Below are 21,827 nucleotides of genomic sequence, written 5' to 3'. Positions count from 1 at the left end.
AGAGAAACAGGGTTAAGAATTATAAAAAAAACCAATCTGTTGTCGATACCTGCCCCAGTCAAAGCTCACACCAGGATCCGTTTTTCGCCCCGGAGCAATATCATTGTGCCCAACTATCCTAGACAAATTAATTAAAGGATATTGAGCAACGATGGCGTGTGTTGCTCGAACTAACGCCGCATATTGCTGTGCACTATATGCGGTATTATCTGTTCCTTCTAACTCAATGCCAATGGAAAAATCATTGCATCTGGTACGACCTTGAAAGGAAGAGACACCTGCGTGCCAGGCACGGTTTTCAAAGCCTACAAATTGGACGATTTGACCATCTCTGCGAATTAACAGGTGAGCAGACACGCGCATTTCGTAAATTTGTTCGAACATAGGATGTATATGCGGCTGAAGCTTACCCGCAAAAAAATCTAAAATATGCGGGCCACCGAACTCCCCTGGCGGCAATGATATATTGTGGATTACCAATAGACTGATATCATTGGGATCTGGTCTACAATCAAAATGTTCACATTCTGAGCGTTTAACCGAGTCAAGCCAACCCGCGTGTATTTGCAATCTGGTGTCTGAGACCATATATAAAACAAGCCGTTAGTTTAAAAGCGATAAAGAAGCAGCATAGCAGGGTATAGAATGGAACAAAATCAATCACCAGCGGAAAACTCCACTAAAATAGGAAAATGGATGTTTTTCGCCTTTTGGATAGTTGGCCTGTTGCTGCTATCGCTGTTTTTCGGTGATCGATTAGAAAAACAAATCAATCCCAATCAGAATCCTGAAAGTCAACTCAACAATGGTGCGGTTGAAGTCAAGCTTAAGCGTAATAGAATGGGACACTATGTCGCTAGTGGTCTGATTAATGATCAACCTGTGACGTTTTTATTGGATACCGGAGCAACCAATGTTTCTGTGCCTGCTCACCTGGCAAATGAATTAGGGTTGGTAGCCGGTGCAAGATATACAGTTTCAACGGCCAATGGCAACGTGACAGTAGCACAAACAAATATACAACAACTGGATTTAGGCTCAATTCGAATAAACAACGTTCGTGCCAGTATCAACCCCGGCATGTTAAGTGATGAAATACTGTTAGGTATGAGTGTACTCAAACAGTTGGAATTTACTCAACGCGGTGATTGGTTGATACTGCGACATTAACAATACTGAATAGATTACCCCCTAGGCTAATCTGCCACTACTTTACTTGTGTGACTTTTATATGAATCAAAATTTGATAACCAAAGATGTTGAGCAAGCGCTTAACGAAGACTTAAATGGCTTAGGCCCCATAGATGGAGATATTACTGCTGCGTTAATTAGCAACGATGTTATGGTCAAGGCATCTATTTTAACCCGAGAAGACTGCATTATTTGTGGAATTCAATGGGCAACAGAGACGTTTAACCAAGTCAACCCTGACATCACCGTGAATTGGTTAGTGGCCGATGGCGATGAATGTACCGCCAATCAAATCTTCTGCGAGCTGTCCGGCTCTGCCCGCTCCATATTAACCGCTGAGCGCACGGCACTGAACTTTTTGCAAACTTTATCAGGTACTGCAACCACAACTAAAGCCTATGTTGATTTACTTTCTGGCAGCGGTATCACCTTACTAGACACACGTAAAACCATTCCCGGTATGCGCCTGGCCCAAAAATATGCAGTGAAATGTGGAGGAGCCCAAAATCACCGCATCGGTTTATTTGATGCGTTCTTAATAAAGGAAAACCATATACTTGCTTGCGGTTCTATTGCTAATGCAGTGCAACAAGCGCGGCAAAACAAGCCACAAGCGAAAGTAGAAGTTGAGGTGGAAAGCCTTGATGAGCTTAAACAAGCCATAGATGCAAGAGCTGATATTGTAATGTTAGATAATTTTGATCACGAAATGCTAAGTCAAGCAGTTTTGATCAATCAAAAAACCGTTAAATTGGAAGTTTCAGGCAATATAACCCAAGAAAAATTGCAAAACTTACGGGGTATAGGTATAGATTTTGTGTCATCAGGGGCATTAACCAAGGATGTCAAGTCTATTGATTTATCCCTTAGAATCAATTAGTTAAATATTTAAGCGCTGTATTTTTGTTTGATGAACGAGACTTGAGTATGTTTCTACATACTTGTCAGTAACGGATCTCGTTCTATACTGATTATGAATTCAACGAGGACGCCATCAAACGCAAACGTTGTTGTGGCAACAAACAACTTAACTAACTATTTTACAGTAACTTAAATCGCACTAATTGGTGCAGGAGATAAATACCATGAAAATGACTCAAATGACTAACAACAAAGGTTTTACACTAATTGAATTGATGATCGTTGTAGCGATTATCGGTATTCTTGCAGCCATCGCATTACCTGCGTACCAAGGTTACACACAAAAAGCAAAATTTACTGAAGTAACTAATGCAACAGCAGCAGCGAAATCAGCCGTTGAAGTATGTGCACAAGTTAATAACGGTTTAGACACTTGTGATGGTGGTTCAAATGGTATCCCTGATGACGTAGCTGTAAGCGCAGCAGATGTAGGCTTAACAACAACTAATGGCGATATTGTAACTGAAGGAAAAACGGGTAGTGATTTAGCGGGTAAGACTTATACCTTAGACGCTTCGTATGCTGCAGGCAAAGTTACATGGGTAGCTACTTGTAGTGATGCAACTCTTTGCTAAAACATAGCTAACAAAAATAATGTAAAGCCCAGGTTATCTGGGCTTTTTCGTCTCAACATTAAGATAATTGGGTTCGAATCATGGCAAAGACTGCAGAAGTTTACACTTGGATTGGCGTAGATAAAAAAGGCCACAATCGCAAAGGCGAAATTAGCGCACTTTCTTTATCTGAAGCGAAGAATATGCTCCGCCGCCAAGGTGTCTCTGCCACCAAGGTTAAAAAGCTAGCCAAACCCTTGTTTGGTAGAAAAGACAAAGTCTCTGCCCAGGATATCAGTGTGGTTTCCCGGCAAATAGCCACTATGCTCGGTGCCGGTGTTACCTTAATTCAAACCATCGACATGATAGCCCAAGGCCATGCAAAACAAAGCATGCGCCGAATGCTTACCGAGATTGCCGATGAAGTCAAAGCAGGTAATCCGTTATCAAGTGCCCTGCGCAAACACCCTGAGCAATTTGAAGATCTATATTGCGACTTAGTGGAAACCGGGGAGCAATCCGGGGCTCTGGAAACCATCTATGACCGCATTGCAACATATAAAGAAAAAGCCGAAGCCCTAAAATCAAAAATCAAAAAAGCCATGTTCTACCCAATTGCAGTTGTGGTGGTGGCTTTTATCGTTACGACTATCCTACTGGTATTTGTGGTGCCGCAATTTGAAGAGATTTTTAGTAGTTTTGGCGCAGAATTACCTGCGTTTACACTTTTCGTGTTGGCAATTTCCCAGTTTGTGCAAGACTTCGGTATTTTTATCGCCGCGGGGGTAGCCATTGCCGCTGTGCTCTTTATTCGCGCCCATAAAAAGTCACGAAATTTACGAGACAGTGTTGATAAGAAAATCCTAAAAATTCCAGTGATTGGCGAAATTTTGAAAAAAGCCTCCATTGCGCGATTTACCCGCACCCTTGCCACTACTTTTGCTGCGGGTGTGCCTTTGATTGGCGCATTAGATTCAGCGGCAGGCGCGTCTGGGAATGCCGTATTCCGCGATGCGATTTTATTTATTAAGCGGGAAGTTGCTGGCGGTATGCAAATGAATACGGCAATGCGCGCCACTGGGGTGTTTCCAGATATGGTCACACAGATGATTGCCATAGGCGAAGAATCCGGTGCTGTGGATGATATGCTCAGTAAAATTGCAACCATTTACGAAGCAGAAGTAGATGATATGGTTGATGGTTTAACCAGTTTATTAGAACCGATGATTATGGCCGTGTTAGGTGTGGTGATAGGTGGTTTGATTGTGGCGATGTATTTACCTATCTTCCAAATGGGTAACGTGGTTTAGTAAAAGTCAGCGTCACGTTATATAATTCGTAATATGCTTGCTAGAAAGGTTTCTACCTAAACACTTTTCTGGCAAGCTTAGAAAAAATACTTTCACTTTAATAAGAACCTATATATGCCTGCGATGTTTGAGCTACTAGCCGAGTCACCCATATTTTTTATTAGTTTCGTTTTTATTATCAGTTTATTAGTAGGCAGTTTTTTAAATGTAGTTATTTATCGTTTACCGGTAATAATGGAAAGGAGTTGGAAACAAGAATATCAACAGTACTTTCACCCAGAAACGTCTGAGCAAACTAGCCAAGAAACATTCAATTTAGTCAAACCCGATTCTACTTGCCCCAAATGCCAACATAAAATACGAGCCTGGGAAAATATTCCGGTTATTAGCTGGTTGTTCTTGAGGGGAAAATGCTCCCAATGTAAAAACCCCATTTCAATTCGCTACCCTGCCGTAGAACTTTTCACCGCTTTAACCAGTGTGGCTATCGCCTGGCACTTTGGATTTGGTTGGCAAGCCGCTGCTGCAGTTTTGCTGACGTGGTGTTTAGTGGCCTTAATCTTTATTGATATCGATAAAATGCTGTTACCCGACCAAATCACTCTGCCTATTTTATGGTTGGGACTGATACTGAGTACCATGGACGTATTTGTTACGCCCAAGGACGCGATCATTGGCGCTGCTGCGGGTTACCTAAGCTTATGGAGTGTTTATTGGTTATTTAAATTACTGACTGGCAAAGAAGGTATGGGCTATGGTGATTTTAAATTACTAGCAGCTCTAGGTGCATGGGTAGGTTGGCAGTATCTTCCCATCATTATTCTGCTCTCATCCATTGTGGGCGCAATAATCGGAATTAGTTATTTATTGATTAAGGGAAAAGATAAAGGTAGCCATATCCCTTTCGGGCCTTACCTAGCAATTGCTGGTTGGTTAACGTTAATTTATGGTGAAAGTATCGCTAACTGGTATTGGAGTTGGGCATTAGCATGAGTGATTACGTAATTGGGTTAACTGGCGGTATAGGTAGCGGCAAAACAGCCGTTTCCGATATATTTTCTGATATGGGTATTGACGTCATTGATGCTGATGTTATCGCTCGTGAAGTGGTAGAGCCAGGCAGTCCAGCACTGCACGTTATTGCCAAAAAGTTAGGTGAAAAATCGTTGTTAGCAGATGGTAATTTAAATAGGCAGTATGTAAGAGAGGTGGTATTTTCTGATCCTAAGTTGAAAGTCTGGCTAGACAATCTGCTGCATCCAATGATCCGCAAGAATATGCAACGCCAATTAAAGCAAGCAAAATCGCCCTACTGCATTCTTGCTGTCCCCTTATTAGTCGAAAATAATATGATGGCAATGGTCAATCGGGTTTTGGTAGTTGATGTGTGCGAAGATGTTCAATTGCAACGAGCGTCGAACAGAGATCAACAATCCAGCCAACAAATTAAAAACATAATGGCTAATCAAGTATCCCGCGAAGTACGCTTAAGCCATGCTGACGACGTGATCGATAATAACGGACTGATAATTGACTTAAAAAAACAAGTTGAGCAATTACACCAACAATATTTAGTACTGGCAAACAATCAAGCTGTTGTGGTTTAAGTTAAATTTACAGCAAACATCTATATTGCTAGACAAACTACTTAACCCTTTCGAAAATATGTTAAGTTATAGTGCTTAACGCTGCATTTCAGATTGAGAACCCTTATTCCTGTATTTTCTAGAGTCATTTGATTTACAACTTTATTATCTTGGGGTTGAAATCTGACGCGTTTTGCGGTGTAGTTCCCAATAAGAATAATCATTCAATAGTCAGTTCTAACTATTTTGATTTGCTTTTTAAGAACAATAAATCTTCCGTCTGCGTATAAATTCTTTAGGATAATCAATGTCATTAGCTGTTTATGAGTTTCCATTAAACGAAAAAGTCAGGACTTATCTCCGTCTTGAACAGTTGTTTATTCAGCTCAAGCAAAGCGCACAAGCCCAAGAAGACTGGCAGTTTATGAGTTTTTTTGAGGCTCTTTTTACGTTACTCGACCTCTTAGAGCGACTGGATTTACGCAGTGACATTTTAAAAGACATTGAAGTTCATGAAAAAAACTTAGTGTTTTGGTCACAGCATCCAAAAATTGACTCTGAAGCACTCCAGGCAGCATTACAAAAAATACTTCACCTTAGAGATCAACTTAAACACTCTAAGAAAGTGGGCGCTTCACTGAAAGAAGATAAGTTTTTAAGTTCAATTAGACAGCGTTTTTCAATACCCGGCGGTACCTGTAGTTTTGATTTACCCAATTTACATTACTGGATAAAGCAACCGTTAGAATTGATCCGCACCGATATTGATAACTGGTTAAAAGAATTCAACTTAATTAATGAAGCTATCGATATCACCTTAGCGTTTTTACGTGAACGTGGCAGATTTACCGACATCACGGCTGAAAAGGGTTTTTATCAAGGCATTGCAGATGATAAAAGTGAATTAATTCGCATCCAAAGTATCACCGATGAAGGTTATTACCCCATGTTAAGTGGCAACAAATACCGTTATGCAATTCGATTTATGTTATTTACCGCCAATGAAAATGGCAGTAGTCAAGTGCATGAGTCTATCCCGTTTAAAATTGCCAGTTGTTAGGAGTTTAAATTTACTATGGTAGTAAGCTGTCCCACTTGCTCAAAAAAAGTAGAATGGAATGAATCAAGTTTATTCCGACCATTTTGTTGTAAACGTTGCCAACTTATTGATCTGGGCGAATGGTCAAATGAAGAAAAAGTGATTGCAACACAAAACTCAGAAACCAATAATACAAGTACGTCACTACCTGATATTGAAGACATTGAAGCCATGTTGGCGCAAAAGCAACAGAATTTTTTTAAAGAATAGGCTCTAACGCTTCTATCATTAATTGCAAATTCACTCGCCCTCGAAACTCGTTTATATCCAACTTGTAAGCAAGTTGAACTTGCTTACAGCTATGATTGGGCCAAAGATCTGGGTCAATATTAAATGCTATGGCATCCACTAATACCCCTGACTCACTTTTCAGCATAAGCTTGAGATGTTTGCCAGCTAATAATTTTTGATCGACAGGTGTAAAAACGCCATCAAAAATAGGCTCAGGAAATCCTTGCCCCCAAGGTCCGCAATCTTTTAACTGCTGCGCAAACTCAAGGGAGAATTCTTGCTGTGAAAGTTCCCCATCACTGAGAACCTGCCCGCTTAAATCGCGATCTTTTAATAATTCGTGACTAACTTGCTCGAAAACCTGTTTAAATGCGGCAAACTTGTTAGCGGCTATTGTTAAGCCAGCGGCCATAGCATGACCACCAAACTTAACAATCATATCAGGATAGCGACTGTTGATTTCTTCTAGCAAGTCGCGAATATGTAGACCAGTGATTGATCTGGCTGAGCCTTTTAAGGTGTCATCGTCTTGATGTGCAAATGCAATGGTAGGACGATTGTATTTTTCTTTGATTTTACCCGCAACAATGCCAATAACGCCTTGGTGAAAATCTGCTTGATATACAACGATCCCATTTTTCCATTGGTCGCCATCAATTTCCAAGCTTTCTAAACTGGCTAACGCTTGGTCTTGCATAGATTGTTGAATTTCTCTGCGTTCTCGATTTAGTGAATCGAGCTCAACGGCCATTTGCCTGGCTTTAGCCTGATCTGCAGCCAATAAGCATTCGATTCCCAAAGACATGTCATCTAATCTGCCTGCTGCATTCAAGCGCGGCCCGAGTACGAATCCCAGATCACTAGATACCATAGTCGCTGCGTTCTTCCCTGCCACTTCCACTAAAGCTGTGATACCTGGGCGGCACTTACCACTGCGAATACGTTGTAAGCCTTGGTAAACTAACACTCTATTATTACTATCCAAAGGCACCACGTCCGCCACTGTCCCCAATGCAACAATATCCAAAAACTCCGCTAAATTAGGTTCAGGAATAGCTTTTTCCGCAAACCATTGACGTTGTTTTAAATGATTTCTTAGGGCTAACATTAAATAAAATGCGACCCCCACTCCGGCTAAATTTTTAGATAAAAATTCACAGCCAGGTTGATTGGGATTGACGATTGCATCAGCCTGGGGAAGACGGTCAGCAGCTAAATGATGATCGGTAACCAGCACTTTAATGCCCAGCTCTTTCGCTCTATCTACACCGCCAAAACAAGCGATACCGTTATCAACTGTGATAATCAATTGCGCACCTTGCTGATGGGCAACCTCGACTATTTCAGGGCTCAAACCGTAGCCAAAATCAAATCGATTAGGAACGAGGTAAGCGTGATCACGGGCTCCCATTCTAGCCAAACACAGCATGGTTAATGCTGTGCTTGTGGCACCATCGGCATCAAAATCTCCCACGATGATAATTTTAAGCTGTTGCTCCAAAGCGTCACTAAGTACTTCAACAGCGGCATTGATACCTGAAAGATTTTGATAATGGAGTAAAGCCCTTGCACCTTTATCCAACTGACTTGCATCTTCTATTCCTCGACTTGCAAAAATTTGTCGAATAATAGGTTGGGAAATGTGGTTTAGATGAGAATCAGAGACAGGTTGGCGACGGACGATTTTGGCAGGCATAAGTTACCGTTGTTTGATATGGCAGAAGTAACACAGAAACAAGGCTCAAAACAGCGAATGCTTTGAGCCCCAAGATTAAATTAGATTTGTGATAATTTTTGGAGTAAGGCATCAGCTGGCATGTAACCACCCACCAAAGAACCATCAGGTAAAATGATGTTTGGTGTCCCATTTACGCCTACACGCGTACCAAATGCATATTCATCAGCAACTTTATTGCTGCAGGTGGAACCATTTACATCGGCACCGGTTTTTGCCGCTGTAAGGGCACTTTGTTTATCATCAGCACACCACACTGCAACCATATCGTAATATGTTTGAGTATTAAGACCACCGCGAGGATACGCTAAATAACGAACGGTAATACCTTTGTCGTTATAATCATCAATTTCTCGATGTAACTTACGACAATATCCACAAGTAATGTCAGTGAAAACATTAATTACGTACTTTTCATCCTTTGCTTTAAACTCAATAACATCTTCGTCGGAAAAATCTGAAACCCCTTCTAAACGCAATTCGGATAATTTAATGTCAGTCTCATTACGCATACCAGCATCCACATTAAATATGCGGCCACTTACTAAATATTTGCCATTTTCACCGGTGTAAAATAGCCCTTGATTAGTAGAAACTTGAGCTAGATTAGGAATCGGTGAGTCACCTATGGCTAATACTTTAAGGCCTAACACGTTTTCTAGTTTTTGTTTCGTTTGAGCATAGTCAGTACTGGCCGAGGCAGCATTAACTTGTGAGTCAACTTTAGGCATCATTTCGGCTGGTTGTTCAACTATTACGTTAGCGCTATCTTGGCTATCCGACGAATTCTGTTTGTCTTGCATCATTGCATAAGTCGATGCTGCTGCAATACTCAACGTCACCAAAATTAGCGGTGGTTTTATCCAGTTTTTCATTTACCTTCCTATTAATTAACCATTATTCACTGCGTTGTAAGATATAGACCTACGATATGCATAAAAAATTGCATCTAAACAGTTAATTTTGAGTGTTCAAGATTAACCCGTAGTTTATAACGAAAGCGGCTATAATCCAATGCAAGCAAAGTACACCTTGGCATATATTTTCACCTTTTTAACGCATATCCTGTATTTGGAAAGCAATGAATACAGTTTACTGATCTATCCTCTTGGATGATGCTCTTCCACCAGCATTTGTAACCTTTGCGTCGCCACGTGAGTGTATATTTGTGTGGTCGATAAATCGCTGTGTCCTAGTAACATTTGTACAACCCTCAAATCTGCACCATGATTCAGTAGATGAGTCGCAAACGCATGGCGTAATGTATGGGGCGAAAGATGAGTTTGAATACCTGCTACCAGGGCGTAATGTTTAATCCTGTGCCAAAACGTTTGCCTGGTCATCATTAGGCCACGATTACTCGGAAAGACAATATCAGACTCCCCTTTCAATAAGTTACCCCGAGCTAGTTTAATGAACCTCAATAACCATTCAATGGCTTCTTCACCTAGGGGCACTAATCTTTCTTTGTTACCTTTCCCTGTTACTCTAATTACGCCTTGCTGTAAGCCCATTTGTTCCATTCGCAAGGAAACCAATTCCGATACTCGTAACCCCGTGGCGTAAAGAACTTCCAACATGGCCTTATCTCTAAACTCAATGGGGTTATCTATATTTGGCGCATTGAGCAAATCATCAACCTGCTCTTCACTCAAGGTTTTAGGCAGGGATTGGGGGAGTTTGGGGTTACGCATTTGGGCAATGGGATCATCTTCTCGTAACTTGGATTGCAACAAATAAATATTGAACATCCGTAAGCTACTTAAAAAACGCGCGATACTGCGTTCTGACATATTCAAGTCGTATTGATAGGCTAAGTATTGATCAATGTCAGATTTATTAAATTGCTGAAGGTTAAAGTTAGCCTCCTGCTTTTCAGCAAAAATACAAAACTTCAACAGATCTGAGCGATAAGCACTTAACGTGTGCTCACTTAACCCTTTTTCAATCCAAATGGAGTCGATAAAGGTCTCAATAAGTGTCAAATGATGATCTTGTACTGTCACTTACTGTTCCTTAACACCATTTAACGTAAATTTTTAAGCAGTAATTTGGCTTCTTCAGAGCCTTTTTCCACAGCCTTTTTGAGCCAACGCTTAGCCTTTTGAGGATCAGATTTTGTGCCTACTCCATTAATATAGGCTTTGGCTGTGGCTAACATCCCCTCTACCGATCCCCATTTGGCGCTTTGTTCATAAAACACTGTAGACAACACCAAATCTTTTTTAAGTCCATTTTCCTGTTCATGCAATTGCGCTAGCCCAAACGCTGCAGCAGAATTTTGCATTCCATAGGCAATAATATAATAAGACTCCGACTTTTGCGGATTAACCTCGACCTCCTCACCACTTGCGTATATATAACCTAATTCAACCAATGCACTTTGATTGTTGTTTGCCGCACTTTGTTCTAAATATTGCAATCCCTTATCAATGTTTTGCTCCCGACCTTCACCATAAAAATAGCAATAGCCAAGATCATATAGAGCACTACTTAAACCGAACTCAACCGCTTTTTCATAGTAATCACAGGCGAGTTGATAGTCGGATTCGCCATGCTCTCCTAGATAATAAATATCAGCCAGATTTTCCGCCGCAAAACCATTTCGTTGGCTTGCCGCTTTTTGGTACCAATTGATTGCCTCATCGAGGTCCTTTTCTACTCCCTTGCCATAACGTAAAGAAGTTGCATAGTTGTTTTGCCCCGTTGAATTTCCTCCTCGCGCAGAGAATTGGTAAAAATTAACCGCTCTTTCTAAATCAACGTCTACACCTTCTCCGTGCTCATACAAATAGCCTAAATTCGCCGCGGCTCGAAAGCTGCCACGATTGACCGCTTGCACGTAATATGCAATGGACTGCTGGAGGTTTTTTTCAACGAGTTCACCCTCTCGGTATATGATACCCAACTCAAACAAGGCATCTTTATCCCCCAACCTAGCCGCCTGCTTAAAGCGTTGCACACCCTGAGCAATATTTTTGTGATGATCAATTTCAATGAAGGCTAAACCATATGCACAACTGGCAATTTCTTGAGCGTTGCTTTGGGGATCATCGATAACCTCTTGATAAAATGATGCCGCCAAATCGTAATTACGCTTTTCTATCTCATCAGCGTATAGGTCGCCTAATCTGCAGCCCGCCAACTGAAACCCGGCGTCGAGGGATTTTTCAAAATAATCAATGGCTTGAGATAAATCTTGGCCAACGCCTCGACCAAACCGATAAGCAAGACCAAGGTTATACAGGGCGTTAGGCTCCCCTTGTTGCGCCGCTTGCTGATACCAATAGACTGCTTTTTCTCGATCTTTGCTGAGACCAAAATGCGAAAACGTGTACAAGATCCCATAGTCCAATTGGGCTTTTGCATAACCTTGTTCAGCCAACTGCTCAATAATTGCCAAACCAGTTTCACTGTCTTGTTGATTGTTCCAGTTTCCGTTCAACAAAATGTGGGCGTAGTCTAATTTTGCCCGTGGATATTTCTCCCCTAAACGTTGCAGCAAATAGGTCAGCTTTTGATTAACTAAAGGCGTGATCAGTCCAAATGTTGTGTTGTAGCCATTGATAGCATTACGCCAATACGAATAGTATTCTTCAGGTAAATTAGCTAATAAATAATCAAACGCTTGGGTATGGTTGGGTTGATTTAAAAACCCATCTAACCATGCATTGGTTGCTTCTTCAGCCCCTAGGGTCTTAACATTATATTGATATAGATGAGCAGCCTCTTCCATTTCGAAAGGATCTTGGATGGATAACATATATTGTCCAAGTGCTGCACTGGCATTCAAAAAGCCGTTTTCTGAAAAGGTTAGCAAATCGTCCATTCTAAATTCGAATTCATTGTAATTTTGCTCATGCAAATACGCGTTAGCCAAGGCAACTGAAGCAACAGCACCTAAATTTTCAGCGTTTTCCAACGATTGAATCACTAACTCAGGATGGTCATTCTTCAGCCAGGTATTAAATTGCCAAAGAAACGCCGCGATACTTCCTGTTTGGAAACGATTCTCCATTTGTATTTTAGCGAGCTTTTTACTTTTTCCATTTTGTGGGATAAGTAGATTCTGTTGACGGGCAAAAAATTCAGTGTTTTCCACATAATAGACTGAATATTTTGAGGTTATCCTATCCATTGCGTGCACTTTGAATACAACCTGATTCGCCAAACGAATCATTTCCATATCAAACACACTGATACCCATCCAATTAAAGATGATTTGAGCTTCGTAGAGCTCCCGAATCGTGATTGCTTCTTGAGGCGTTTTGCCACTTCCTGATTGCAACAATAAAGCGGAGATAAGATCAATCTTATGCCTAATCTGCAGAGCTTGCTCTTCGTTTAACGCCTCATCAGCACAATGCAGTGCCATTCGATACGCCATTAAGCTGGTATTATTTAGGGCCAAAAGCTCATTGATAGCGTGCTGATGTTGGGGGCTACAAAAATCCTCTTCTGGCCAAGAATTTAAACGTTCCAATTGGGTATTATATGGTGTAATAACCGTATTAACGTCCGCCATAAAAAACTGATTTATTTGCTCTAACCAGTATTTTTTGTCTTCACTCATATTTGCGGTATCGAAATCAAGTACGATCTTGGGAGTCATAACCTGTGTGGGTTGAGTAGTCGTTGTTGCACATCCTGCCAGTCCTCCACCAATGAGTAAGATGGAAGATATAACTTGCAACAAAAACACCCAAGGTTGTTTCATATCATTTGAACCCTTTGACTTGTTTAATCAAATCATAAGCCGATTGTATATCCTGGGCCTTATTTTTCGCTATTTCAATGGCTTGTTTCGGTAGGCCTTTAGACACCAGTTTATCAGGGTGATATTCGGTCATCAGTTTGCGATACGCCTTTTTGATCGTCCGTCCGTCGTCGTTTTCATTCACCCCTAATATTTTATAAGCATCCGCTAACGATTGTTGTTGGGAATAATGAGGTTGCTGAGAATGAGTGCGACCACGGCTACCGCCTGCTTGCCCCGTACGGAAACGTATTTCCGCTTCATACATGGAAAGTAAATACAGAAACTCATGTTCTTTAAAACCTAAATGACGGGCTGCACTTTCCAATACACGCTGTTCTTTTTTATCTAATTTGCCATCCACAAAGGCCGCTTGAATGAGAATCTCTAAGAAGACTTGTAAGACATCTCGGCGACCATGACAAGACGCTTTAAACTCGCGCAACACCTCTTCCACTGGAAAGTCATTTGCTTTGCCTTCACGAAAAGCTTGTTGCGCTTCCTTGCGAGTATCCCCTTGTAGATTCATTTGATCCATCAGGGCCGTGGCCATGCGAATTTCAGAATCCGTCACTTGGCCGTCAGCTTTAGCGATGTGCCCCATAAGGGAAAATAACGCATGAAAAAATATCGCTTGGGATTTCAGTTCATCTTGACTGGTAAAAAACCGACTGAAGCCTCCCATCTGATTGAAATCGCGACTGTATCCCTTATCAAAAAAGTGGCCTATGATATATCCAATTAGTGCTCCTATCGGGCCTCGGAACATAAACCCAAAGACAGTTCCTAACACTCTTCCCCAAATCGGCATTATTACCCTTCCATATTATTAATTTGTGCTAAACGTTGTGGTGTACCTATATCAAACCAAATACCAGAATGATGCTGACCTGAAAGTTGGCCTTTATCTGCTAAGTCAAAAAGAAGCGGGGCCAATGATGATTTACGCCCTTCAAGGTTAGCGAATAAATTCACATCATAAACAGCTATTCCGCTAAAAGTGAATTGTTTTGGTGACTGACGCACAACGGTGTTTTCATTTAAACTAAAGTCGCCCTTTACGTTATGTGGGGGGTTATCGACTAAAACCAAATGGCCTTTGCTGCCATTTAACCCATCGGGTAGACAACTAAACTCAAAATCAGAGTAAACATCCCCATTTATCACTGCAAAGTAACGCTGTTCACGCAAACAGGCTTTAATGATTGGCAATGCGTTGATTATTCCACCGGCAGTTTCCAGTGCGTCAGTTTCTGCTGAGTAATGAATACGCAGATTGTAACGCTCGCCACTGCCTAGATAGCGTTCAATTTGCTCACCCAACCAGGCATGGTTGATGACCACATGCTCAAAGCCAGCAGCGGCTAACTTTTCCAAGTGAAGTTCGATTAACGCTTTCCCTCTAACCTTTAACAAAGGTTTAGGAGTCGTATCCGTAAGCGGCCGCATTCGCTCACCTCTGCCCGCAGCCAAAATCATCGCGACTTTCACTTAGATAACTCCAATAATTTAGGTTTAATTGTGTTTTCTATTAGTGCAACCAGATCCGTTAACTCTGCATACTGGCTCCCCACCTCGAGAATATATTCTAAGGTTCGTGGAATATGCGTTAAATAGTCATTTTTGCCATCGCGGTGGAAAAGTCGACAAAAAATTCCACTCGCTTTAAGGTGTCGTTGTAAGCCTGTAAGATCAAACCAACGGGAGAAATCTTGCCATTGATATTGCCCATAAAAACGCTGGTGAAACTCACGTAGTAAAGAATCGACTAATTCCCTGGGCCATTTTTGATAGCAATCTCTTAATAACGATACCGCATCATAAGTAATAGGGCCAATCACCGCATCTTGAAAGTCAATCACGCCAATATCGCCATTGTCCAATAACATCAAGTTACGACTATGGAAATCTCTATGCACCCCTACTTGCGGTTGAGATTTAAATGTTTGATGCAAAAATTCATAGCATTTATCCACTGTATCCTGTTGGTTTTTTGTTAGCTTGATGTTTAAATGCACCTCAATTAACCAGTGGGTAAAAATGTACTTTTCTTTTCCTAGCAACTCGTCATCGTACAAAGGTAAAGGTTGGCCGTTGGTCACCGTACAGGATTGAATTGCAGGAATTTGATTAAGTGCTTGAGTATATAGTGGATGCATCGAATCCAAATTTAATCCTTGGCTGAATTGCATATCGCCAAAGTCTTGTAAGCAATAGAAACCGCGTTTGGGATCATGCGCTAGCACTTTGGGCACTATAACTTGATGTTGGAAATAGGCATTGGCAAGATTGACAAATTTTGAGCTATCTTCGAATTCTGGTGGAGCATCTACCGCAATAATTGAGGTATGACTGACTTCATCCCAAAATCGAAAATAGCGACGAAAACTTGCATCACCAAAAATCATTTCTATGTTCTGGCATTTAAACGCGGTGGAAGAATTTATCCATTCTAACAATGCCTGCTTAATTTGCACTATTTGTGTCACGTTTTACCTCATATTTGTGGTATAAATATAGCCAATGCGAAAGCATAATAGATCAAAGGAAATCCATTGTGGTGTATTTTTTGGGAAGTTTATTAGTAAATCGTGTTCAAGTACTTAAAATTTACACTTTTAATGTCGATTATCGACCTCTACATGGCAATTTAACTTAGACCCTGTATGCAAATTAACCATATCACTTCTATCCTCCTAACATGCACCGTTGGGAGTGTTGCAGCTCAAGTACAGCCAATATCTTCTTGTAAAGTTAATACACAAGAGTTTATTGCTGACCAATCTATTTTAGCCGATCAAATTAGAGTCAAAGCCAACCGCGCTGAAATTAAACAAAACCGGTATGCAACATTCGAGGGCGATATCGTCATTGATAACGAAAAAGCCCGTATTCTGGCCGACAATGCAACCATAGACAAAGATAATACAGAATTAAAGGCCTCTGGGGATGTGAGTTATAACGACAATTTAATGGTCGTGCAAAGCAGCGATGTTCGGTTAAACACAACCTCTGGTCAATTGTCCATGAATAACACCGAATATCACTTACGCCAATTCGGAGGCAGAGGTGCCGCCGGGGTAATCGATATTGATGAACAAGTGGGAATTGAGTTAACTGATGTCAGCTACACAACCTGCCCGGAAGGTGATGAAGATTGGAAAATAAATGCTAGCAGCATCAAAATTGAAGAAGATGCCTTGTGGGGAGAAGCGATTAACACTGTCTTTTACTTGAAAGACATTCCTGTTTTTTATCTACCCTATTTTGTTTTTCCGGTGTCGGACCAACGACAAACCGGATTATTATTTCCAGAGATCACCACTTCTAGCACAACGGGATTAGATTACGAACAACCGTTCTACTGGAATATTGCGGAAAATTACGACGCTACCTTTTCACCTCGGGTCATGACTGACCTTGGGGTAATGTTAAAAACCGAATTTCGCTATCTAACTGAGCAAAGTACTGGACAAGTCAATATCGAATATTTGGATGATGATAAAAGTACCGGTGATAGTGATGCCAGATACTTTTATCGACTGTTGAATTCCACCAGCATCGGAAACAATTGGCACTTAAACATTGATTACAATGCGTTGAGTGACGATAACTATATTGTGGACTTTGGCTCAGATTTTTATAATCGAGCAGACACCCACTTATACCAAACAATGGCTCTGAATTATTACAGCGATAAGTTAGATTTCTCCCTTCACGTGAGAGATTTTGAAATTATTGGTGATCATCCAACCAATTATCGCGCGCTACCTGAGCTAAAACTGAATTATCAAACGGATATGTTTGCTGGATTAGAATTTCGAATTAACTCAGAACTTGCTTATTTTGAAAATAAGCAGTCAGACTTACCCAAAGCAACGCGATTACATTTAGCTCCAAGCGTCGCCTTGCCTTTGCAGGCCCATTGGGGGGAGTTTTTAGCAGAAGCCACTTTATTGAATACCTATTATCGTCAAGATAACATTGAAGGAACTGAGCTGGCAAAGCGCACTAATCGCTCTTTGACCCAAGGTCGGGTTTATGGCGCTTTACATTTCGAAAAGGATATTGAGTGGTTCGATAACGAATTAAGACAAACCTTAGAACCTAAAATTCAATACTTATATACCAGTTATGAAGACCAGAATGATATAGGGCTTTATGATACAACTCGCCTTTTAAATGACTTTAATGGGTTATTTCGTGGACAGGAATTTACTGGCCTAGACCGAATTAGTGATAACAATCAGGTGACCGTGGGGTTAACAACAAGAATATTAGATGAAAATAGTCGGGAACAATTTGCCCTTAGTTTAGGTCAAATTTTCTATCTCAAAGAGAACCGTGTAGTCGCAGCCAGTAAAGATGAAGATCAATCTGCCCTAGCTTCTGAATTAGATTGGAAAATAGGCAGTAAATGGTTTGCCCATTCAGAAATACAGATTGCCACTAAAACTGATAAAGTAGAGCGCAGCAGTATTTCATTGGAATATCAATTAAGTGAAGATAAAATATTTCAGTTGAATCACAGATTTGTGCGTAATTTATCCGGCGAAAAAATCGATCAAATGGGTGTGACGGCAAGTTGGCCATTGGCTAAAAATTGGCACTGGGTAGGTAGATGGTATAAAGATTTGAACACCCAACGTACCATTGAAACCTATACCGGTATTCAGTACGAGTCATGTTGTTGGGCAGTCAGCATTGTTGGTCAGCGTTACTTAAGCAACCGGTTTGATGACAGTGGAATACAAGATACACAGGAATTTGAGACCAGTGTTAATTTGAAATTTAGCTTTAAATTTACCGGTGGCGAAGCTAGCTCGAGTCGCCGAGATATGCTCGAAGATGGTCTTTTTGGTTATCGCCAATCTTACCTGATAAATTAATAACAGATATAATGTCCAAATTGCGGACATTTTCACAACGTTTTGAGTAAAAGTAATAAACATGAAATTATTAGTCGTCGTTATAGCTTTAACCACACTTCTTAGCTTTCAAAGTGTGGCACAACAGGTTTCGCTAGATAAAGTAGCCGTTATTGTTGATCAAGGAGTCATATTAGAAAGTGAAATAGATGCTTTGGTTGGACAGGTGAAGCGCAATGCAGAAACCAACAATCAAACTCTACCTTCAGATCGCGCCCTGCGCACCCAAGCCATTGAAAAATTAGTCACAGATAATTTGCAAACCCAAATGGCTGAAAAAATGGGGATACAAATAAGCGATCCTCAGCTCGATCAAACCATCGCGGGGATTGCAGCGAATAATAATTTATCAATGGATCAATTCAGAGCCGCCATTGCCAAAGATGGGATTCCTTTTGAAGTCTACCGTGAAGACATTCGTAAAGAGTTGATCACCCAAGAAGTGCGACGTGCAAACGTACGTAGAAGAGTTTATATCACACCGCAAGAAATTGAGAACTTAGTGAAGTTAATTGATGAGCAAGGTGCGGAGCAAGCGGAATACAACTTGGGACATATATTAATTGGCTTTCCTCCCCAGCCTACAGATGAAGATATTGCCAAAGCGAAATCAACCGCAGATAAAGTATTAGAATTACTCAACAGTGGTTCTGATTTCACACGAATTGCAATCGCTTCATCGTCGGGTTCTAAGGCGCTAGAGGGCGGTGATTTAGGTTGGATGAATATCAACTCCATGCCCACTCTTTTTGCAGAAGCCGTGCAAGATAAAGGCAAAGATGAAATTGTTGGGCCGATTCGAAGTGGAGCTGGATTTCATATTTTAAAAGTGAAAGATTTACGTGGTATCGAAGTTGTAAAAGTACAAGAAGTAAATGCCAGACATATACTGATTAAACCTTCGGTAATATTAAGTGATGAAAAAGCCAAGGAAAAACTAGAAGAATTCCGTAAACAAATTATTGACGGTGAAGCGACTTTTGAAGACCTTGCGAAAGAGCACTCTGCCGACCCGGGTTCGGCAATTAAAGGGGGCGAATTAGGCTGGAATGACCCTAATATCTATGTACCCGCGTTTAAAGATGCCTTAAGTAAATTAGAAAAGGATGAAATTGGTCAACCGTTTCGCTCTTCACATGGCTGGCACTTAGTGCAGCTGATCGATAAGCGAGTTGATGATGCCACCGACAAGCGCAAAGAAGACAAAGCTTATCAGCTTATTTTTAATCGTAAATTTACTGAAGAAACCGATGCTTGGTTGAGAGAGATGCGCGATGCTGCTTATATCGAAGTGTTAGAGACCTCATCTGAATTAGGAAGTTAAATAATTGCCCTTTAAAATAGCCATCACGCCAGGAGAACCCGCGGGAGTTGGTCCTGACCTTATTATTCAGCTAGCACAAAAAAAGTGGGACGCTCAATTAGTCGTATTTGCTGACCGGAACATGTTAACTGAACGAGCAGCAATGCTTGATCTGCCTTTGACGTTGCTTGATTATGAAAATGGTGTTGCCCAGGTGCAAGGGCCAGGGCAACTATACATCATTGATATTCCGACAAAAGTAAAAGTCGTTGCTGGTCAACTCGATGCTAAAAACGGCTTATATGTTGTGGAGACCTTACGCCAGGCCTGCGCCAAAAACATGAATCAAGAGTTTGACGCGGTTGTCACAGGTCCGGTGAATAAAGGCATTATTAACGAGGCTGGTATTTCCTTCAGTGGGCATACCGAGTATTTTGCCAGCCAATCAAACACCCAAGACGTGGTTATGATGTTATCCACAGAAGGCTTGCGAGTTGTATTAGCCACTACTCATATCCCGTTAGCTTATGTGGCAAAGGCGATAACCCGTGAAAGGTTACATAAAGTGTTGCACATTGTGCATACCGATATGAAGCTTAAATTTGGCATACCCACGCCGCATATTTTTGTATGTGGTTTAAACCCCCATGCAGGTGAAGATGGACATTTAGGGCGCGAAGAAATCGATATAATTATACCTGCATTAGATGAGTTACGTGAGCAAGGGCTGAAGATAACGGGTCCTTTACCAGCAGACACTATGTTTCAAGAAAAGTATATGCAGCAAGCTGACGTTATTCTTACCATGTTCCATGACCAAGGATTGCCAGTGTTAAAATACAAAGGCTTTGGTAAGTCGGTTAATACCACCTTAGGCCTACCCTTTATTCGTACATCAGTTGACCATGGAACGGCATTAGATTTGGCTGGAAAAGGCGAAGCCAATCCAGGAAGCTTCGAATGTGCCATCAATGACGCCCTAAAATTGGCAGTAAAACGTATATGAGTAAACAACATTTAGGCCATACTCCGCGTAAACGTTTTGGTCAAAACTTCCTTCACGATGCCTATATAATTGATCAAATAGTCTCTGCGATTCATCCCGTCGATGGAGAAAACTTAGTTGAGATAGGTCCGGGTTTAGCCGCTTTAACCGAACCTGTGTGTGAGCATATAAGTAAACTTAACGTTGTCGAATTAGACCGAGATTTGGCGGATAGACTGAGATCTCACCCATTCATTTCGAAAAAATTGAATGTGATAGAAGCAGATGCTTTAAAATTTGATTTCTCTGAATTAGGTGATGAGCAAAATCCTCTGCGGGTTTTTGGCAATTTACCCTACAATATTTCCACGCCTTTGATGTTCCACCTATTCTCTTTTGCAAATAAAATTAAAGACATGCACTTTATGCTGCAAAAAGAAGTAGTGAATAGATTAGCCGCTAAAGCGGGTGAAAAGAACTACGGTAGGTTATCTGTCATGGCACAATATCACTGCCAAGTGATACCTGTTTTGCATGTACCGCCAGGAGCGTTTAACCCGCCACCAAAGGTTGATTCAGCGGTGGTAAGATTATTACCGCATAGCGAAAAGCCAGTACAAGTAATTGAACAAAAAATGTTGAATCAAGTCTGCGCTCAAGCGTTTAATCAGCGCAGAAAAACCATTCGCAATAGTTTGAAAAAATTGATAGAAGAAAAACAACTTGAAGACCTGGGAATTAATCCGGAACTAAGAGCAGAAAACCTAAGTCTTGCTGATTTTGCAACTGTAGCCAACTTCCTCTCTCAACAAGGAACTTTAGAATAATGGACGCTAACGATATTAGCATCGATGTGCAAACTCAATATCTTGAAGATAGATTTCCAGAAACCGAGGAAAAATATGCCTTTGCATATAAAATAACCATCACTAACAATAGTAAAGATGAAGTGACGCTGCGCAACCGCTACTGGCTCATTACGGATGGAAATGGTGACAAATCAGAAGTTGCTGGTAAAGGCGTGGTGGGTGAGCAGCCGTTAATAAAACCCGGAGAATCTTACCAATATACCAGCGGTGCCATTTTAGACACTCCCGTAGGGACTATGCAAGGCCACTATGAATTCAAATGTGCTGAAAATGATGAGCTGCTCAAAGTACCCATAAAAGTATTTAGGCTAGCTGATAGCAACGTTCTTAATTAATCATCATTCAAACTTTATACAAAT

Annotated in this window: 21 protein-coding genes; 13 read left to right on the top strand and 8 right to left on the bottom strand. The window is 41.0% G+C overall.

The window, feature by feature from the left end; all coding sequences use genetic code 11:
* Positions 1 to 12 precede the first annotated feature (12 nt).
* Positions 13 to 588, bottom strand: a complete 576-nt coding sequence (ampD, locus tag ACYVIL_RS18330; protein WP_460314015.1) for a 1,6-anhydro-N-acetylmuramyl-L-alanine amidase AmpD — start codon at positions 586 to 588, stop codon at positions 13 to 15.
* Between the two features lie 57 nt (positions 589 to 645).
* Here ampD and ACYVIL_RS18325 point away from each other — a divergent pair, with 57 nt between their 5' ends.
* From ACYVIL_RS18325 to yacG, 8 genes are all read left to right on the top strand, one after another.
* Positions 646 to 1,170, top strand: a complete 525-nt coding sequence (locus ACYVIL_RS18325) for a retropepsin-like aspartic protease family protein (RefSeq protein WP_460314013.1) — start codon at positions 646 to 648, stop codon at positions 1,168 to 1,170.
* Positions 1,171 to 1,231: 61 nt separating this feature from the next.
* Complete coding sequence (gene nadC, locus ACYVIL_RS18320; RefSeq protein ID WP_460314011.1) at positions 1,232 to 2,071, top strand: carboxylating nicotinate-nucleotide diphosphorylase; 840 nt, start codon at positions 1,232 to 1,234, stop codon at positions 2,069 to 2,071.
* Positions 2,072 to 2,276: 205 nt separating this feature from the next.
* Positions 2,277 to 2,687: a pilin gene (locus ACYVIL_RS18315; protein WP_460314009.1), complete on the top strand. Its 411-nt coding sequence runs from the start codon at positions 2,277 to 2,279 to the stop codon at positions 2,685 to 2,687.
* 80 nt (positions 2,688 to 2,767) lie between these two features.
* Complete coding sequence (locus tag ACYVIL_RS18310; protein WP_460314007.1) at positions 2,768 to 3,976, top strand: type II secretion system F family protein; 1,209 nt, start codon at positions 2,768 to 2,770, stop codon at positions 3,974 to 3,976.
* Between the two features lie 114 nt (positions 3,977 to 4,090).
* Positions 4,091 to 4,969: a prepilin peptidase gene (locus ACYVIL_RS18305; protein ID WP_460314005.1), complete on the top strand. Its 879-nt coding sequence runs from the start codon at positions 4,091 to 4,093 to the stop codon at positions 4,967 to 4,969.
* Positions 4,966 to 5,583, top strand: a complete 618-nt coding sequence (coaE, locus tag ACYVIL_RS18300) for a dephospho-CoA kinase (protein WP_303475721.1) — start codon at positions 4,966 to 4,968, stop codon at positions 5,581 to 5,583. Before ACYVIL_RS18305 ends, coaE begins: the two co-directional genes overlap by 4 nt.
* A 286-nt stretch (positions 5,584 to 5,869) precedes the next feature.
* Entirely contained in the window at positions 5,870 to 6,622 is a 753-nt protein-coding gene (zapD, locus tag ACYVIL_RS18295; RefSeq protein WP_303475723.1) for a cell division protein ZapD, read from the top strand.
* A gap of 15 nt (positions 6,623 to 6,637) precedes the next feature.
* Entirely contained in the window at positions 6,638 to 6,871 is a 234-nt protein-coding gene (yacG, locus tag ACYVIL_RS18290; protein ID WP_460314002.1) for a DNA gyrase inhibitor YacG, read from the top strand.
* Here the strand turns inward: yacG and recJ are convergent.
* The 7 genes from recJ to ACYVIL_RS18255 form a co-directional block, all read right to left on the bottom strand.
* Positions 6,861 to 8,588: a single-stranded-DNA-specific exonuclease RecJ gene (gene recJ, locus ACYVIL_RS18285; protein WP_460314000.1), complete on the bottom strand. Its 1,728-nt coding sequence runs from the start codon at positions 8,586 to 8,588 to the stop codon at positions 6,861 to 6,863. The genes yacG and recJ overlap by 11 nt on opposite strands.
* A gap of 80 nt (positions 8,589 to 8,668) precedes the next feature.
* Entirely contained in the window at positions 8,669 to 9,502 is an 834-nt protein-coding gene (locus ACYVIL_RS18280; RefSeq protein ID WP_303475729.1) for a thioredoxin fold domain-containing protein, read from the bottom strand.
* Between the two features lie 225 nt (positions 9,503 to 9,727).
* Positions 9,728 to 10,633, bottom strand: coding sequence for a site-specific tyrosine recombinase XerD (gene xerD / locus ACYVIL_RS18275; protein ID WP_460313998.1), 906 nt, complete (start codon positions 10,631 to 10,633; stop codon positions 9,728 to 9,730).
* Positions 10,634 to 10,653: 20 nt separating this feature from the next.
* Entirely contained in the window at positions 10,654 to 13,344 is a 2,691-nt protein-coding gene (locus tag ACYVIL_RS18270; RefSeq protein ID WP_460313996.1) for an SEL1-like repeat protein, read from the bottom strand.
* Between the two features lies 1 nt (position 13,345).
* The gene (gene djlA, locus ACYVIL_RS18265) at positions 13,346 to 14,194 is read right to left on the bottom strand and encodes a co-chaperone DjlA (RefSeq protein WP_460313994.1); all 849 of its coding nucleotides are present in this window, start codon (positions 14,192 to 14,194) and stop codon (positions 13,346 to 13,348) included.
* A gap of 2 nt (positions 14,195 to 14,196) precedes the next feature.
* On the bottom strand, positions 14,197 to 14,874 hold the full coding sequence (gene murU / locus ACYVIL_RS18260; RefSeq protein ID WP_460313992.1) for an N-acetylmuramate alpha-1-phosphate uridylyltransferase MurU: 678 nt from the start codon (positions 14,872 to 14,874) through the stop codon (positions 14,197 to 14,199).
* A complete protein-coding gene (locus ACYVIL_RS18255; protein WP_460313990.1) occupies positions 14,871 to 15,872 on the bottom strand; it encodes an aminoglycoside phosphotransferase family protein in 1,002 nt (333 codons plus the stop codon). The genes murU and ACYVIL_RS18255 overlap by 4 nt, the downstream gene beginning before the upstream one ends.
* Before the next feature lie 177 nt (positions 15,873 to 16,049).
* On the opposite strand from ACYVIL_RS18255, the gene ACYVIL_RS18250 reads away from it, so the two are divergent.
* The 5 genes from ACYVIL_RS18250 to apaG all read left to right on the top strand — a co-directional run bounded on the left by ACYVIL_RS18250 (position 16,050) and on the right by apaG (position 21,803).
* Positions 16,050 to 18,272, top strand: a complete 2,223-nt coding sequence (locus tag ACYVIL_RS18250) for an LPS-assembly protein LptD (protein WP_303475739.1) — start codon at positions 16,050 to 16,052, stop codon at positions 18,270 to 18,272.
* A gap of 61 nt (positions 18,273 to 18,333) precedes the next feature.
* Positions 18,334 to 19,635, top strand: coding sequence for a peptidylprolyl isomerase SurA (surA, locus tag ACYVIL_RS18245; RefSeq protein ID WP_303475741.1), 1,302 nt, complete (start codon positions 18,334 to 18,336; stop codon positions 19,633 to 19,635).
* Positions 19,636 to 19,639: 4 nt separating this feature from the next.
* Entirely contained in the window at positions 19,640 to 20,620 is a 981-nt protein-coding gene (gene pdxA / locus ACYVIL_RS18240; protein ID WP_303475744.1) for a 4-hydroxythreonine-4-phosphate dehydrogenase PdxA, read from the top strand.
* The gene (gene rsmA, locus ACYVIL_RS18235; protein ID WP_460313987.1) at positions 20,617 to 21,426 is read left to right on the top strand and encodes a 16S rRNA (adenine(1518)-N(6)/adenine(1519)-N(6))-dimethyltransferase RsmA; all 810 of its coding nucleotides are present in this window, start codon (positions 20,617 to 20,619) and stop codon (positions 21,424 to 21,426) included. Before pdxA ends, rsmA begins: the two co-directional genes overlap by 4 nt.
* The gene (gene apaG, locus ACYVIL_RS18230) at positions 21,426 to 21,803 is read left to right on the top strand and encodes a Co2+/Mg2+ efflux protein ApaG (RefSeq protein ID WP_303475750.1); all 378 of its coding nucleotides are present in this window, start codon (positions 21,426 to 21,428) and stop codon (positions 21,801 to 21,803) included. The genes rsmA and apaG overlap by 1 nt, the downstream gene beginning before the upstream one ends.
* Positions 21,804 to 21,827: the final 24 nt, after the last annotated feature.

Source organism: Aliiglaciecola aliphaticivorans, assembly GCF_054782055.1.
This window is presented reverse-complemented; position numbering and strand designations above follow the sequence as displayed.

Bases quoted from the DNA above. Each gene is read 5' to 3' on its own strand.
- ampD (WP_460314015.1), bottom strand. From the start codon at position 588: ATGGTCTCAGACACCAGATTGCAAATACACGCGGGTTGGCTTGACTCG.
- ACYVIL_RS18325 (WP_460314013.1), top strand. From the start codon at position 646: ATGGAACAAAATCAATCACCAGCGGAAAACTCCACTAAAATAGGAAAA.
- nadC (WP_460314011.1), top strand. From the start codon at position 1,232: ATGAATCAAAATTTGATAACCAAAGATGTTGAGCAAGCGCTTAACGAA.
- ACYVIL_RS18315 (WP_460314009.1), top strand. From the start codon at position 2,277: ATGAAAATGACTCAAATGACTAACAACAAAGGTTTTACACTAATTGAA.
- ACYVIL_RS18310 (WP_460314007.1), top strand. From the start codon at position 2,768: ATGGCAAAGACTGCAGAAGTTTACACTTGGATTGGCGTAGATAAAAAA.
- ACYVIL_RS18305 (WP_460314005.1), top strand. From the start codon at position 4,091: ATGCCTGCGATGTTTGAGCTACTAGCCGAGTCACCCATATTTTTTATT.
- coaE (WP_303475721.1), top strand. From the start codon at position 4,966: ATGAGTGATTACGTAATTGGGTTAACTGGCGGTATAGGTAGCGGCAAA.
- zapD (WP_303475723.1), top strand. From the start codon at position 5,870: ATGTCATTAGCTGTTTATGAGTTTCCATTAAACGAAAAAGTCAGGACT.
- yacG (WP_460314002.1), top strand. From the start codon at position 6,638: ATGGTAGTAAGCTGTCCCACTTGCTCAAAAAAAGTAGAATGGAATGAA.
- recJ (WP_460314000.1), bottom strand. From the start codon at position 8,588: ATGCCTGCCAAAATCGTCCGTCGCCAACCTGTCTCTGATTCTCATCTA.
- ACYVIL_RS18280 (WP_303475729.1), bottom strand. From the start codon at position 9,502: ATGAAAAACTGGATAAAACCACCGCTAATTTTGGTGACGTTGAGTATT.
- ACYVIL_RS18270 (WP_460313996.1), bottom strand. From the start codon at position 13,344: ATGAAACAACCTTGGGTGTTTTTGTTGCAAGTTATATCTTCCATCTTA.
- djlA (WP_460313994.1), bottom strand. From the start codon at position 14,194: ATGCCGATTTGGGGAAGAGTGTTAGGAACTGTCTTTGGGTTTATGTTC.
- ACYVIL_RS18250 (WP_303475739.1), top strand. From the start codon at position 16,050: ATGCAAATTAACCATATCACTTCTATCCTCCTAACATGCACCGTTGGG.
- surA (WP_303475741.1), top strand. From the start codon at position 18,334: ATGAAATTATTAGTCGTCGTTATAGCTTTAACCACACTTCTTAGCTTT.
- rsmA (WP_460313987.1), top strand. From the start codon at position 20,617: ATGAGTAAACAACATTTAGGCCATACTCCGCGTAAACGTTTTGGTCAA.
- apaG (WP_303475750.1), top strand. From the start codon at position 21,426: ATGGACGCTAACGATATTAGCATCGATGTGCAAACTCAATATCTTGAA.